The following is a 14,528-nucleotide window of genomic DNA, read 5'->3' as shown; positions in this document are numbered from 1 at the left end:
CGCATGTCCGCCACGCTGTCTTCTCCCGTCGCCGGCAGGCACCGGCCACCACGAAAAATTTGTGCCGGATGCGTTGACAGCGTCGCGCGCAACTTGCACAATTCGCCTCCTGAGTCGCCCAGGTGGCGGAATTGGTAGACGCACTAGCTTCAGGTGCTAGCGGGGGCAACTTCGTGGAGGTTCGAGTCCTCTCCTGGGCACCACGACTCACGGTAGATCGTAAAAAACCCCGCTCAGGCGGGGTTTTTTGCGTCTGGGCCATACGATTGCACGATGGTGTGCGGCATCGGTGATGTCTGCAGATCGGCAGCGTCGCAAGGGCGCGGCGTCAGTGACTTTCGACACGCGACCACCTGTTGCCGCTGTGGCGACCATGCGCAACGCCTCCACGACGGCAGCACGCCCCATGCGCATCCTCCTCTGGCTTGCCCTGCTGCCGGCCGTTGTCAGTCCGCATGCACGGGCACAGCAGACCGACAAACACGATGCCCCGCGCCATCGCGCGCAGGTGTCTTCGCAGCAATGCGGTCTGGGCACGCCGTTCAACGTGCTCGCCGACAGCGGCGGCATCTGGCTTTACCGCGACAGCGATTGGCCACGCGAAATTTTCTTCCACGGCGGCGAACTGAGCATTGACCACAAGCTGCAGCAGACCAGCACGGCCGATGCACGACGCCTTGGGGAGATGGAACAGCGCACCCGCGCACTGATGCCGCAGGTTGCCGGCATTGCCTATCAGGTGATCGACCTCAGTTACGACGCACTCGGCGGTGTCATCGAGGTCATGACCGGCAGTGCGCTCAACGCCCGCAAGATCGAACGGCTGCGCAAACGCGCACGCGCGTACGTCGACGGCACCCTGGGCAAGGGGCGTTGGGAGCAGAAGGCCTTCGACGGCAACTTCGCAAATTACGTCGAACACGAAGCCGAGCAATTCAAGGGCAGCATCGCGCGCCACATGCTCTGGCAGATCGTCACCGGGCGTTCGGACGGAATCGACAAACGCGCCCAACAGATGGAGGGCCAACTGGATGCAAGGCTGGACGCCCAGGCATCCACCATCGAAGCCAGCGCCAACGCGCTATGCACCCAGGTGCAAGCACTGCGTCAGTTAGAGGACGCGCTCGAGTTCCGCTACCAGGGCAAGCCGCTGCAACTGCTCGCACCCCTGCAGGACGACACGCCGCGCCATGACACCGAACATGCCGAACCGAAATCCGACAACGGCGACGCACCACCGAACCGCGCAGTCGGGCTGCAACCAGCAACAAACAGCTGAGGCCTCACGCCCTCGGTCGAATCGTTGTCTCCCGGGCGGGGCGGGCATGTCCTTGATGCCCTGCCGGATGGCGCTCGAACGGGCGAGATCTCCGCTTGCCTCATACGCCTCGGCAAGGCTGTCCAGCGCATTGCGGGACGCCGGAAACAGCAACACATTGAGCGCGAACACACGAATCGCCGCATCTGCGTCGGTCAAGGCTGCAGCGCCCTCACCGCTCCAAACGGTTTGCTGGTTGCTCTGCGAAGCGCTACGCACACCGACCATATTGACTGGCTCTTGCCCGCCCACCGTCGCGGGACCTTACGCGGCATCGATGCCGCATAAGCGCCTACAAGAACGTACTTGCGGCGTGTCCTGCGAGGATGGGCGGGCAAGGGCCCTGCAGCCAAGTCGCAGATCACGCGCTCTGCACTCCACCGGCATGAAGTCGTGGTCTTAGCCGATGTTAGAGCGGCCAAGCACCTTGTCACCCGCGCCTAATGCCCACCCGCCGCCGCTGCGCCACCTGCGCCCGCACCGAACGGTGGTTTGGCCAGCCACAGGAAGAAGATGATCGCCAGGAACGTCCAGCCGAGCAGGTAGAAGATGTCGTTGAATCCCATCTGCGAGGCCTGGTGGTTGATCATGTTGTTGAGCGAGGCCGCGCCGCGTTGCAGGTCGCCCTGCCCCATCGCGGTGACCTGCTCCTGCATGCCCGGGGTGTACACCGAGATGTGTTCGGTGATGTGCGCGTGGTGCACCTGGGTGCGGCGTGCCCACAGATAGGTGGTCAACGATGCGGCAAAGCTACCGCCCAGGGTACGCAGGAAGGTGGCCAGGCCGGAACCTGCCGCGATCTCGCGACCATCCAGGTCCGAGAGCAGAATCTGCAGCACCGGCATGAAGAACAAGGCCACACCTACGCCCATCACCAGCTGCACGGTGGCCACATGGCTGAAGTCCACCTGCAGGTTGAAGTTGGAGCGCAGGAAGCTGGTGAACGACAGGAAGATAAAGGCGACGGTGGCGAGCATGCGCAGGTCGAAACGCAGCGCGTACTTGCCCACGAATGGCGTCATCAGCACCGGCAGGATGCCGATCGGCGCGGTGGCAAGGCCGGCCCAGATCGCCGTGTAGCCCATGTCGCGTTGCAGCCATTGCGGAATCAGCAGGCTCACGCTGAAAAACGCCGCATAGGCCACCACCATCGCCAGCGTGCCGGCGCGGAAGTTGCGATGCCGGAACAGCTTGAGATCGACGATGGGATCTTTGTCGGTGAGTTCCCAGATCACGAACACCACCAGCGCCACGGCAGCGACGCAGGCCAGCACCACGATCTTGTCGGAAGAGAACCAGTCCTCGTCGTTGCCCAGGTCCAGCACCAGCTGCAGCGCACCGACGCCGACCACCAGCAGGATCAGGCCGATGTAGTCCATGCGCGGCTTTTCCAGCTGCTCGGGGCGATGGCGCAACTGCGAACCGACGATACTGCTGGCGATGATGCCCAGCGGCACGTTGATCAGGAAGATCCATTCCCAGCTGTAGTTGTCGGTGATCCAGCCACCCAGGATCGGCCCGGCGATCGGCGCCACCACGGTGATCATCGCCAGCAAGGCGAGCGCCTGCCCGCGTTTTTCGCGCGGGTAGATCGACACCAGCAGGCTCTGGGTGATCGGGTACATCGGCCCGGCAACAAACCCCTGCAGCGCGCGCGACACCACCAGCATGCCCATGCTCTGGGCCAGGCCGCACAGCAACGAGGCCACGGTGAAGGCCAGCGTCGACCACACGAACAACTTGGTCTCGCCGAAGCGGCGGCTCAGCCAGCCGGTCAGCGGCAGGGCGATCGCGGTGCTGACCGCGAACGAGGTGATGACCCAGGTGGCCTGCTGCGAGCTGGCGCCGAGATTGCCGGCGATGGTCGGCAACGAGACGTTGGCGATGGTGGTGTCCAGCACCTGCATGAACGAGGCCATCGCCAGGCCCACGGTGCACAGCGCCACGCTCGCCGGGCGAAAGCCGGCGGCGGGTGCAGGTGCCGAGGGACCGCCTGGCGCGGTGGGAGCTTGCGAAGACATGCTGGCTTAGCCCGCCTTGGACGCAGCCTGCGCAGGCAGGTTGTCCTGGATGATGCGTTGGATGTCCGCGTCGGCGGCCTGCAACTGCTGCGCATACACGTCGGTGGAGAACACCGCGCCATTGGCGAACTTGGTCGGCAGCACGCTGCCCTGCTGGTCGTGCAGGTTGACGTCGACCTTCATCGACAAACCGATGCGCAGCGGATTACCGGCCAGTTGCTTGGCATCGACCGCGATGCGCACCGGCACGCGCTGCACGATCTTGATCCAGTTGCCGCTGGCGTTTTGCGCCGGCAACAGCGAGAACGCGCTGCCGGTGCCCAGGCCCAGGCTTTCGATGCGGCCGGTGTAGTCCACGCCGCCGCCGTACAGATCCGAATGCAGTTCCACTTCCTGGCCCAGGCGCATGTGCTTGAGCTGGGTTTCCTTGAAGTTGGCTTCCACCCACACCTGCTCCAGCGGCACCACTGCCATCAGCACGCTGCCGGGCTGCACACGCTGGCCCAGCTGCGCCGAGCGACGCGCCACGTAGCCGGACACCGGCGCGATGACACCGGTGCGCGCATGGTTGAGATAGGCCTGACGCAGCTGCGCGGCGGCAGTCTGCACGTCCGGCTGGTTGGCCACCGCACTGTCGTCCACCAGCGCGCGGTTGCGTTCGAAGCTCTCGCGTGAACCGCTCACCGCCGCTTCGGCCGCGGCCAGTTCCTCGCGGGCATGCGCCAGTTCTTCGTTGGAGATCGCGCCGCTGGCGGCCAGATCCTTGCGGCGTGCGAAGTCGGCACGTGCGCTGCGCAGGCTCACCTCGCGCGAGGACAGTTCGGCCTGCGCGCCTTCCACGCTACGGTACAGACCACGCACCTGGCGCACGGTCTTGGCCAGATTGGCCTCGGCCTGCTGCAATGCGACTGCGGTGTCGGCCGGGTCCAGCTGCACCAGCAACTGGCCGCGCTCCACGCGCATGCCGTCTTCGGCGCCGATGCTGACCACGGTGCCGCCGACCATCGGGGTGATCTGCACCTGGTTGCCCTGCACGTAGGCGTCGTCGGTGTCCTCGTGCCAGCGGCCGACCAGGAAGTACCACACCACAAGACCGATGATCGCCAGGATCACCACAATGGCCACGATGCGCAGCGCCGCACGGCGCTTGCTGGGCGCGGCCGGCGCAGGTTGGGAAGAAGTTGGAGTCGTCTGGCTCATCGTCGCTGTCTCAGGAATTCGGTTGTGCGGAAGTGGTCGCGGCGTGTGCGGTGTCGCGCGCAGGTTCCGGCGTGAATCCGCCGCCCAGGGCACGCTGCAACCTCACCGAGGCCAACAGTTGTTGCGATTGCAGGCTGGCCATGCGCTGGCGTGCGAGCAGCAGCTGCTCCTGCACGCTGAGCACTTCCAGGTAGCTACCGATGCCGGCGCGGTAGCGCTGCTGCGCCAGTTCGAAGGCGGCGGTTACGGTCTGCACCGCGTCGTCCTGCGCGCGCGCACGCTGCTCCAGCGAACGCACGGCGTTGACCTGGTCGGCTACCTCGCGCAGGGCGTCGATCACTTTCTGGTTGTAATCGGCCACCGCCAGGTCGTATTGCGCATCGCTGCCGGCCAGATTGGCGCGCAGCTTGCCGCCATCGAAGATCGGCAGGCTCAGCGCCGGCGCAACCACCCCGAACACCGAGGCGCTTTCCAGCAACTGGCCGACATCGCGATTCACCACACCGCCCAGCGCCGTGATGTTGAAGCTGGGATAGAAGCGGGTCTTGGCAGCGGCGATATCCTGATCGGCGGCCTCCACGCGCCAGCGCGCGGCGACCACATCGGGGCGGCGGCCCAGCAGGTCGGCGGGCAGGTTGCTCGGCAGCTGCGTGGCGATGGCCGCCCCCAGCGTCGGGCGCGCGATCTCCAGCCCGCGATCCGGGCCCTGCCCGGCCAGCGCGGCCAGGGCGTTGCGGGCCTCGTCGATCTGCTGCTGCGCGGACTGCAGTTGCTGCTGCGCCGACGGTACGCGGGCCTGCGCCTGGCGCACCTGCAGATCGCTGTCGATGCCGGCGCCGCGGCGTTGCCGGGTGAGCTCCAGGGTCTTCTGCACGCGGGTCAACTCATCGTTGGCCACGTCGTGCAGGCGCCATGCGTAGTCGAGCTGCGCATAGGCTTCGGCGATCGCCGCCGACAGGTTCAGGCGTGCCGCCTGTGCGTCCACCTCGGCCGCATGCGCCTGGTCCACCGCCGCTTCCCAGGTGGCGCGCTTGCCGCCCCACAGGTCCACGCCATAGCGGAAGTCCAGCACCAGTTGGCCATTGCCGCCGAACTTGCCGCCGCGCTCCTCGCCCACCATCGATTCGGGCAACTGCACGCCCGCATAGCCGCCGGACACCGACAGGCTGGGGCCGCGATCGGCCTGCGCGCTACCGATGCGCGCCTGCGCCTGACGCAGGCGCGCATCGGCCGCCGCCAGGCTGGGACTGTGCTGCAGGCCTTCGGCGATCAGCGCGTTCAATTGCGCATCGCCCAGGGTGCGCCACCAATCGCTGGCCGGCCATGCGGCCGGGCTCAGGTTGGCCTGCGCGAGGGTGCGCTCGGCATGCAGCGCGCCCGGCTCCAGCATGGTGCCCTGCGGGGCAAGCCCGCGGCTGCTGGCGCAGGCGGCCAGCGCCAGCGTCAGCGCAGTGAGGACGAGCGGCCGCGCAAGCTGCGTGGACCGCAGGCGCAGTATCTGGATCGGGGAACTAGCAGCGTTCATGAGTTGAGTGCATCGCGGACACGGATGAGAAGAGAGGTGAGTTGCTCGCGCTCGGGCGGGGCCAGATCGCGCAAGCCATGCTCGATGGCGCGCTCGCCGCGCAGCTTCAGGCGCTCCCACAGCGCCACGCCCTGTTCGGTCATGACGATCTGCAGCGCGCGCCGGTCCTGCGCGTGTGGCTCGCGTCGCACCGCACCGAGCGCTTCGAGCTTGTCGAGCAGGCGGGTGACCGCGCTCGGGGTCTGGTCCAGCGCCAGCGCCAGTTCGTTGGCCGTGCAGGGCGAGCGCACCGCCAGGATCTTCAGGCCGACGTAGTGGCTGAAGCCGAAGTCCGGCAGCTCGCCCTTCATTTCGGCATCGAGCTGACGCATCAGCGCATCGCGCACCTGGCGCAACAGCAGGCCGAACGACGGCGAGGCGGTGGAGAGGTCATTCATGGCGGGCTATTTTCTTCCGAAAAATATATTTGTCAACGCAAATATTTCTAACGGGATTAAACCGCCAGCAAGGATCGTCACCTTACGCGCCTGTGGCGCTGGCCTGGTAATACAATTGCGCCAATGACTGTCGAAAATCCGCCAACCACACGCGATGCCCTGCCGCCCGGCGTGCGCGACAGCTTCGAATGGGCCGATGGACCGGAGGTGATCGCGTTCCTGGCCGACCTGCGCGCGGTATGGGCGCCGGAGACGGTGCGGCATGCGCATGTCCGCGGGCAGCTGATGTATGTGGAGCACGGCGTGCTGACGGTGCACACCGAGCAGGGAACCCTGTCGCTACCGCCGGGCTGCGCCGGCTGGATGCCGCCCGGCCAGCAGCACACCGTGGAACTGGCCGGGCCGCTGCGCGGCTGGGGCGTGGTGGTCCGGCCGGACGCCTGTGCGGCGTTGCCCGCGCAAGGCGGGGTGATCCGCCTGACCGGGCTCGCCCGCGAGGTGATCATGCGTGCGGCCGACTGGCCGCTGGGCCAGCCGCTCGACCCCGCCCGGCAACGCCTGGCCGCGGTGCTGCTGGACGAACTGCACCAGGTGCAGATCGACCACCTGCACCTGCCGATGCCGGCCGACCGGCGGCTGCTGCGCATCGCCCGGCAGTTGCTCGATACCCCGGCCGACCCGCGCCCGCTGGACGCCTGGGCCGACTGGGGCGGGCTGTCGGCGCGCAGCCTGAGCCGGCATTTCCGCAGCGAGACCGGGCTGAGTTTCGCGCAGTGGCGGCAGCAGGCCCGGCTGGCAGAGGCGCTGCGGCGGCTCAGCCAGGGCAGCCCGGTCGCCCAGGTCGCCGACCAGCTCGGATACAGCAGCCCCAGCGCCTTCGTCAGTGTGTTCCACCGCCATTTCGGCGCTCCACCCACGCGTTATCTGGCCGGCACGCATGCGCGCAGCTTGGCATCCCCCGCCGCATCCGGATAATCGGCGCTCTTCGAGCTCGCGCCACGGCGCGGGCTCCTCTTTCGTAGGACCTGGCTTTACATGACCGATCTGACCCGCCCCACCTTCCACGGCTTCGAGCAGCTGCCGCTGCGCGAGTACGCCGAACGCGCCTATCTCGACTATTCGATGTACGTGGTGCTCGACCGCGCCCTGCCGTTCCTGGGTGACGGCCTGAAGCCGGTGCAGCGGCGCATCATCTTCGCGATGAGCGAGCTGGGCCTGAATGCCGCTGCCAAGCCGAAGAAATCCGCGCGCACCGTGGGTGATGTGATCGGTAAGTACCATCCGCACGGCGACAGCGCCTGCTACGAAGCGCTGGTGCTGATGGCGCAGCCGTTCTCCTATCGCTACCCGCTGATCGAGGGCCAGGGCAACTTCGGCTCCACCGACGACCCCAAGTCGTTCGCGGCGATGCGCTACACCGAATCCAAGCTGACCCCGATCGCCGAAGTACTGCTAGGCGAAATCGGCCAGGGCACCACCGATTGGGCGCCCAACTTCGACGGCACCCTGGAAGAGCCGACCTGGCTGCCGGCGCGCCTGCCGCACCTGCTGCTCAACGGCACCACCGGCATCGCGGTGGGCATGGCCACCGACGTGCCGCCGCATAACCTCAACGAGATCGTCAGCGCGCTGCTGCGCCTGCTCGACAACCCCGATGCCACGGTCGCCGAGCTGTGCGAACACGTGCTCGGCCCGGACTACCCGACCACCGCCGAGATCATCACCCCGGCGGCCGATCTGCGCGCAATCTACGAGACCGGCCACGGCAGCGTGCGCGCACGCGCCACCTACAAGAAAGAACACGCCAACATCGTCATCGATGCGTTGCCGTACCAGGTCTCGCCGTCCAAGGTGATCGAACAGATCGCCCAGCAGATGCGCGCCAAGAAGCTGCCATGGCTGGAAGACATCCGCGACGAGTCCGACCACACCAGCCCGGTGCGGGTGGTGCTGGTGCCGCGCTCCAACCGTGTCGATGCCGAGCAGCTGATGGGGCACCTGTTCGTCACCACCGACCTTGAGCGCAGCTACCGCGTCAATCTCAACGTGATCGGCCTGGATGGCCGCCCGCAGGTCAAGAACCTCAGGCATTTGCTGAGCGAGTGGCTGAGCTTCCGCAGCGACACCGTCACCCGCCGCCTCAACCATCGCCTGCAGAAGGTCGAGCGCCGCCTGCACCTGTTGGAAGGGTTGTTGATCGCCTTCCTCAACCTGGACGAAGTGATCCGCATCGTCCGCAGCGAGGACGAACCCAAGCCGGTGTTGATCGCGCGCTTCGCGCTCAGCGAGGAACAGGCCGAATACATCCTGGAAACCAAGCTGCGCCAGCTGGCGCGCCTGGAAGAAATGAAGATCCGCGGCGAGCAGGAAGCACTGGCCAAGGAACGCGCGCAGATCCTGGCCATCCTGGAAAGCAAGACCAAGCTGAAAAAGTTGATCAAGGACGAGCTGACCGCCGACGCCAAGAAGTTCGGCGACGCACGTCGCTCGCCGCTGGTGCAGCGTGGCGCCGCGCAGGCGATCGACGAAACCGAGATGGTCACCAGCGAACCGATGACCGTGGTGCTGTCGGAGAAGGGCTGGGTACGCGCGGCCAAGGGCCACGAGGTCGACCCGGCCGGCATGTCCTACCGCGAAGGCGACAGCCTGCTGGCGGCGGTGCGCAGCCGCAGCACCCATCAGGTGGCGTTCCTGGATTCGGAAGGCCGCGCCTATTCGACCGCGGTGCATACCCTGCCCTCGGCACGCGGCAATGGCGAACCGTTGACCGGACGTTTCTCGCCGGCCTCGGGCGCGGCGTTCCAGGTCATGGCCAGCGCCGACAACGCCACCCGCTTCGTGCTGGCGTCATCGCACGGCTATGGCTTCGTCACCCGCTTCGAAAACCTCACCGGCCGCAACAAGGCCGGCAAGGCGATGCTCAACCTGACCACCGGCGCGCATGTGCTGACGCCTGCGCAGGTGACCAATCCGCAGAGCGACCGCATCGTCGCTGTCACCAGTGCCGGCAATCTGCTGGCGGTGACCGCCAGCGATGTGCCCGAGCTGGACAAGGGCAAAGGCAACAAGATCATCGACATCCCCAAGGCCAAGCTCGGCACCGAGCGCGTGGTCGCGGTGGTGGCGGTGGCTCCGGGCAACACGCTGCTGGTGCGCAGCGGCGCACGCACCATGAGCCTGTCGTTCAAGGATCTGGATAGCTATGTGGGCGCGCGTGCGAGTCGCGGTGCATTGCTGCCGCGAGGGTGGCAAAAGGTGGACGGGCTGGAAGTGCAGTAACGGCTGTTCACCGACGTGGCGCGCAGCGGCGCGTTCGACGCTGCCGCTGCCTCGATTTACTGAGGCGCGGCAGAAGGTCGACGGGCTGGAGTGCAGTAACGGTGATTCGCTGACGCGCCGCGCGATGGCGCGCTGGCCGTGCGGTCTTGAGCGACCCACAAAACTACCGCCAGCTGGACGCTGCCGGCGTTACGGCATCGCGCCCTCGGCCAGGTTGGCTTGCAACGGCGAGGTTACGCTGAGGCTGAGGCTCAAGCTCTGCATTGCCTTGAGAGGTAATCGAACGGTGCGGATGCGTCGGCTGTAGAGCGAGAGATCTGCGGCCTTGCTGCAGGGCCCTTGTCCGCCCGCCATCGCAGGACACGCCGCAAGTACATCCCTGTAGGCTCTTACGCGGCATCCATGCCGCGTAAGGTCCCGCGACGGTGGGCGGACAAGGACCGGTCGAGATGGTCGGTATGGGTGGTTGCGAGCGCGGCGTGCGTGGTTGTGCGCAGTGCATGTCGCGCGGCGATGCGGTGTGATCGCCTCCTTTCGATCTGCAGTGTCAGTGCCATTGGCTGCATCACGGCACTCGTCAACGCAAACCAACAAGACAACATCATGGACACAGATTTCTGGCTGCAGCGTTGGCAGAACGGTCAGACCGGCTTCCATCAGGACCAGGTGATGCCGTTGCTGCAAAAGCACTGGCCGGCGTTGCAGCTGCCGAAGGCTGCCCGCGTGCTGGTACCGTTATGCGGCAAGACGCTGGACCTGCACTGGTTGGCCGCACAAGGCCATCGCGTGCTGGGCGTGGAGATATCGCCGCTGGCGGTGACGCAATTCTTCGCTGATGCCGGCCTGCAACCGCAGCGCCACAGCAGCCGCGCGGGCGAGCACTTTATCGCCGGCCCGATCGAAATCATCTGCGGCGACGCGTTTGCACTGGAGCCAAGCGTGCTGGCCGATTGCAGCGCCGTCTACGACCGCGCCGCATTGATCGCCCTGCCGGCCGGCTTGCGCCAACAGTATCTGCACACCACCTACGCGCGCCTGCCTGCGGGATGCCGCGGGCTGTTGATCACCCTGGAATACCCGCAGGCCGAAAAGGCCGGGCCGCCGTTTTCGGTGGATGCTGCCGCGGTGCACGCACTGTTCGACACGCAATGGCGGGTGCAGCAACTGGAACGCCGCGACATCCTCGATCAGGAGCCGCGCTTCCGTGCCGATGGCGTCACCGCCCTGTCGAGCGGCGTCTATCGCCTGCAACGCAACTGACGGTCGCGGGCGAACTTTGTCATCGGCGATCGCTGCCGACGCCCCAGTCGGGCGACGCAGGCGTTGCACAGGCAGCGCAGCGCGCGCCGATCAGGACCGCGCGGCGTTGCGCCACGCAATGATGGTTCGCACAACAGCGCAAGGCGCCGAGCAACACCGCCGCAGACCGCCGGCAGCTGACGCAGACCACGCAGCAAGGCAATGCCCCGCGCGGCACCTGCCGATTGCAAAACTGTGCTGCGCACGCTCAGCGGCTACGCAGTGCCCAGTCACCGGGCTCAGCCGGCGACGTGGCCCTTGTCGATCTTCGAGGTCTGATACAGCTCCAGGCCGATCCGCTTGATCAGGCCCAACTGCTGCTCCAGCCACCAGGCGTGGTCTTCTTCGGTGTCCTGCAGCTGCTTGAGCAGGATGTCGCGGCTGACGTAATCGCCGTGTTCTTCGCACAGCTTCATGCCGGCGGCGAGATTGGCGCGCACTTCGTATTCCACGACCAGGTCGCGCTCGAGCATCTCCACCACGGTCTTGCCTGGCGCAAACTCGGCCGGCCGCATGTCCGGGTCGCCTTCCAGGAACAAGATGCGCCGCAGCAGCGCATCGGCGTGCTCGGTCTCCTCTTCCATTTCGTGATTGATGCGCTCGTACAGCGCCATCAGGCCCTGGTCCTCGTAACGGCGCGAGTGCAGGAAATACTGGTCGCGTGCGGCCAGTTCGCCGCGCAGCAGCTGTTTGAGGTACTCGACGACTTCAGGATGGCCTTTCATGATGTGCTCCAGCGACGCAATGCGCGCATGGTGCCCTAAGCCGCGGCGCAATGATCTAATCGGAATCACTTTCAGTTGCGCTTGCGGCCAGACCCGCCACGGTCATGACCGGCCGCCACACTGTGACCGAACTCAAGGACTCGACAATGCGCAAATGGCTGGGCCGGCTGCTGCTGGCAATCGTGGTGTTGATCGTGGCGGCCCTGTTGGCCGCGTATCTGCTGATACGTGGCAGCCTGCCGCAGCTGGATGGCAACAGCGCACTGCAGGGCCTGGCGGCACCGGTCAGCGTGCAACGCGACCGGCGTGGCGTGGTCACCATCGATGCGTCCAGCCAGGTCGATGCCATGCGCGCACTCGGCTATGTGCACGCGCAGGAGCGCTACTTCGAGATGGACCTGATGCGCCGCGCATCGGCCGGCGAGTTGTCCGAGCTGTTCGGCGCCGCAGCGCTGGACCTGGACAAACGCAATCGCGTGCACCGGCTGCGCGCCCGCGTGCATGCCAGCCTGGATGTCGCCGCCGGCAGCCAGCGCGCCGCGCTGCAGGCCTATACCGAGGGCGTCAATGCCGGGCTGGCTGCACTGCGCGTGCGCCCTTGGCCGTACCTGTTGCTGCGGCAGACACCGCGCGCGTGGACGCTGGACGACTCCATCCTCACCGGCATGGCGATGTATGCCGACCTGCAGGACAACGACAACCAGACCGAACTGGCAGCCGCCCGCATCCGTGCGGTGGTGCCGGCGGCGCTGGCGGCATTGCTCGACCATCAAGGCTCCAGCTGGGATGCGCCGCTGTTCGGCCCCGCGCACGGCGATGCCGTGCTGCCCGACGCCGCCACGCTGGATCTGCGCCGCCTGCCGCATGCAGCCGCCACCACCGGCGCCGAGTCGCCGACGCCTGGCAGCAACAACTTCGCCGTGGACGGCAGCCTCACCAGCGACGGCCGCGCCATCGTCGCCGACGACATGCACCTGGGCCTGCGCGCGCCCAACATCTGGTTCCGCGCACGCCTGCGTTACCCGGACACCAGTGCGCCCGACGGCAAGGTGGACGTCACCGGTTTCACCCTGCCCGGCTTGCCGGCGGTGGTGGTCGGCAGCAACGGGCATGTGGCCTGGGCCTTTACCAACAGCTACATCGACACCGCCGACTTTGCGCGGATTGCGCCGGCCACGCCGGGTCATCCGCAAGTGCTCACCACCCATGTCGAGACCATTCGCGTGGCCGGCGCCGCGCCGGTGCGTTTTGCGGTGCGCGAGAGCGCGTGGGGCCCGGTCCTGCACGACAACGCCGATGGCAGCCTGCTCGCGCTGCGCTGGGCCGCGCAGCTGCCCGGCGCGATCCGGCTGGACTTTGCGCAGATGAGTACGGCGGCCGACGTGCAGGCCGCCTTTGCAGTGGCCGATCGCTCGGGCATTCCGGCACAGAACCTGTTGCTGGCCGATCGCAGCGGGCGCATCGCCTGGCGCTTGATCGGTGCGCGCCCGGTACGCAATGCCGGCTGTGGCCCGAGCGGCATCGCCGAACTGGCAAGCTCGGCGCAGGGTGCGGACGCGGCATCGCCTGCGTCAACGGCGGCATCGGCGCAGGGCGGCTGCCTGCCCTGGCCGGTGCGCAGCGACGCTGCCCCCGCCCTGATCGATCCTCCCTCGCACCGGCTCTGGACCGCAAACAGCCGCGTCGTCGATGCGCAGCAGTTGGCCACGCTCGGCAATGCCGGCTACGACCTGGGCGCGCGTGCGCAGCAGATCCGCGACGACTTGTTTGCCAGGCAACGTTTCAACGAGCTGGACCTGCTCGCCATCCAGCTCGACGATCGCGCCGTGCTGCTCACGCGGTGGTGGCAGTTGTTGCGCAGCGTGGTCGAGCACAGCAAGGACCCGGCCTTGCAGCAGATCGAAGCCGCCACCCGGCAGTGGGACGGGCACGCATCCACCCGCTCGACCAGCTACCGCATCGTGCGCGGCTTTCGCGGCATGACCATCGACGCAGTGGAAGCCGGCCTGCTGGCGCCGGCAAAAGCCGCGCTTGGCAAGGACTTCCTGCCGCCGCGTCGCGCGCAGCTGGAAGGCATCGTCTGGCCGTTGCTGCAGCAGCGCCCGGCGCATCTGCTGCCGCCCGCCTATGCAAACTGGGATCAGCTGCTTGCCGCGGCTGCACGCAAGGCGCAGACCGATCTCGCTGCGCAGCACGGCGCCTTGAGCGAACGCACCTGGGGCGAACGCAACACCGCCGCCATCTGTCACCCGATCGCGCGGGCATTGCCTGCGCTCGCCAAGCGCTGGCTGTGCATGCCACCCGACCAACTGCCAGGCGATCGCGACATGCCGCGCGTGCAAGGCCCGGCCTTCGGCGCCTCCGAACGCATGGTGGTGTCGCCCGGCCACGAACAGGACGGCATCGTGCACATGCCGGGCGGCCAGAGCGGACACCCCTTGTCGCCGTTCTGGGGCGCAGGCCACGACGATTGGGTACACGGCCGGCCGACCCCGTTCCTGCCGACCGCAACCCGCTACACGCTGCAATTGCAGCCGAAATAGGCGGGGTCATTGCTGTCTCGAGCGTCGACACAGGTTTCGACAGTCGTTGGGGGCTGGACGAACGCAAAATCGGTGTCTGCGTTCTGCAGATCGCACCCCGCACCTTGCACCTGGCACATCGGGATACCCAAGTATCCGCAACCACGCCCACCCACCGACCTGCCCAATCAAGCGAGCACAA

10 protein-coding genes and 1 tRNA gene are annotated in these 14,528 nt (G+C 66.9%); 6 read left to right on the top strand and 5 right to left on the bottom strand.

What is annotated here, in order from left to right:
- Positions 1 to 116: 116 nt before the first annotated feature.
- Positions 117 to 203, top strand: a tRNA-Leu gene (locus GGR73_RS02380).
- 203 nt (positions 204 to 406) lie between these two features.
- Entirely contained in the window at positions 407 to 1,279 is an 873-nt protein-coding gene (locus tag GGR73_RS02375; protein WP_184455485.1) for a DUF2884 family protein, read from the top strand.
- 479 nt (positions 1,280 to 1,758) lie between these two features.
- Here the strand turns inward: GGR73_RS02375 and GGR73_RS02370 are convergent, their stop codons facing one another.
- The 4 genes from GGR73_RS02370 to GGR73_RS02355 are packed head-to-tail and all read right to left on the bottom strand — an operon-like array spanning position 1,759 to position 6,501.
- Entirely contained in the window at positions 1,759 to 3,339 is a 1,581-nt protein-coding gene (locus GGR73_RS02370; protein ID WP_024938907.1) for a DHA2 family efflux MFS transporter permease subunit, read from the bottom strand.
- A gap of 6 nt (positions 3,340 to 3,345) precedes the next feature.
- The gene (locus GGR73_RS02365) at positions 3,346 to 4,539 is read right to left on the bottom strand and encodes an efflux RND transporter periplasmic adaptor subunit (protein WP_024938906.1); all 1,194 of its coding nucleotides are present in this window, start codon (positions 4,537 to 4,539) and stop codon (positions 3,346 to 3,348) included.
- Between the two features lie 10 nt (positions 4,540 to 4,549).
- On the bottom strand, positions 4,550 to 6,037 hold the full coding sequence (locus GGR73_RS02360) for an AdeC/AdeK/OprM family multidrug efflux complex outer membrane factor (RefSeq protein ID WP_456362934.1): 1,488 nt from the start codon (positions 6,035 to 6,037) through the stop codon (positions 4,550 to 4,552).
- Between the two features lie 23 nt (positions 6,038 to 6,060).
- A complete protein-coding gene (locus GGR73_RS02355) occupies positions 6,061 to 6,501 on the bottom strand; it encodes a MarR family winged helix-turn-helix transcriptional regulator (protein ID WP_016904051.1) in 441 nt (146 codons plus the stop codon).
- Positions 6,502 to 6,624: 123 nt separating this feature from the next.
- On the opposite strand from GGR73_RS02355, the gene GGR73_RS02350 reads away from it, so the two are divergent.
- The 3 genes from GGR73_RS02350 to GGR73_RS02340 all read left to right on the top strand — a co-directional run bounded on the left by GGR73_RS02350 (position 6,625) and on the right by GGR73_RS02340 (position 11,040).
- A complete protein-coding gene (locus GGR73_RS02350; protein ID WP_167708698.1) occupies positions 6,625 to 7,476 on the top strand; it encodes an AraC family transcriptional regulator in 852 nt (283 codons plus the stop codon).
- Positions 7,477 to 7,536: 60 nt separating this feature from the next.
- Complete coding sequence (parC, locus tag GGR73_RS02345; protein ID WP_184455481.1) at positions 7,537 to 9,780, top strand: DNA topoisomerase IV subunit A; 2,244 nt, start codon at positions 7,537 to 7,539, stop codon at positions 9,778 to 9,780.
- Between the two features lie 603 nt (positions 9,781 to 10,383).
- Positions 10,384 to 11,040, top strand: a complete 657-nt coding sequence (locus GGR73_RS02340) for a thiopurine S-methyltransferase (protein WP_184455479.1) — start codon at positions 10,384 to 10,386, stop codon at positions 11,038 to 11,040.
- A 278-nt stretch (positions 11,041 to 11,318) separates the two neighbouring features.
- Here the strand turns inward: GGR73_RS02340 and bfr are convergent, their stop codons facing one another.
- Entirely contained in the window at positions 11,319 to 11,804 is a 486-nt protein-coding gene (gene bfr / locus GGR73_RS02335; RefSeq protein ID WP_024938901.1) for a bacterioferritin, read from the bottom strand.
- A 146-nt stretch (positions 11,805 to 11,950) separates the two neighbouring features.
- On the opposite strand from bfr, the gene GGR73_RS02330 reads away from it, so the two are divergent.
- Positions 11,951 to 14,347: a penicillin acylase family protein gene (locus tag GGR73_RS02330; protein ID WP_184455477.1), complete on the top strand. Its 2,397-nt coding sequence runs from the start codon at positions 11,951 to 11,953 to the stop codon at positions 14,345 to 14,347.
- Positions 14,348 to 14,528: the final 181 nt, after the last annotated feature.

This window comes from Xanthomonas sp. F14 (assembly GCF_014199865.1).
The sequence above is the reverse complement of the archived record's forward strand: the minus strand, read 5'-3'. Positions and strand labels throughout refer to the sequence as shown.

Excerpts from the sequence above, each read along its gene's own strand:
- GGR73_RS02330 (WP_184455477.1), top strand. The coding sequence starts at position 11,951 with ATGCGCAAATGGCTGGGCCGGCTGCTGCTGGCAATCGTGGTGTTGATC.
- GGR73_RS02355 (WP_016904051.1), bottom strand. The coding sequence starts at position 6,501 with ATGAATGACCTCTCCACCGCCTCGCCGTCGTTCGGCCTGCTGTTGCGC.
- GGR73_RS02365 (WP_024938906.1), bottom strand. The coding sequence starts at position 4,539 with ATGAGCCAGACGACTCCAACTTCTTCCCAACCTGCGCCGGCCGCGCCC.
- GGR73_RS02350 (WP_167708698.1), top strand. The coding sequence starts at position 6,625 with ATGACTGTCGAAAATCCGCCAACCACACGCGATGCCCTGCCGCCCGGC.
- parC (WP_184455481.1), top strand. The coding sequence starts at position 7,537 with ATGACCGATCTGACCCGCCCCACCTTCCACGGCTTCGAGCAGCTGCCG.
- GGR73_RS02375 (WP_184455485.1), top strand. The coding sequence starts at position 407 with ATGCGCATCCTCCTCTGGCTTGCCCTGCTGCCGGCCGTTGTCAGTCCG.
- GGR73_RS02340 (WP_184455479.1), top strand. The coding sequence starts at position 10,384 with ATGGACACAGATTTCTGGCTGCAGCGTTGGCAGAACGGTCAGACCGGC.
- GGR73_RS02370 (WP_024938907.1), bottom strand. The coding sequence starts at position 3,339 with ATGTCTTCGCAAGCTCCCACCGCGCCAGGCGGTCCCTCGGCACCTGCA.
- bfr (WP_024938901.1), bottom strand. The coding sequence starts at position 11,804 with ATGAAAGGCCATCCTGAAGTCGTCGAGTACCTCAAACAGCTGCTGCGC.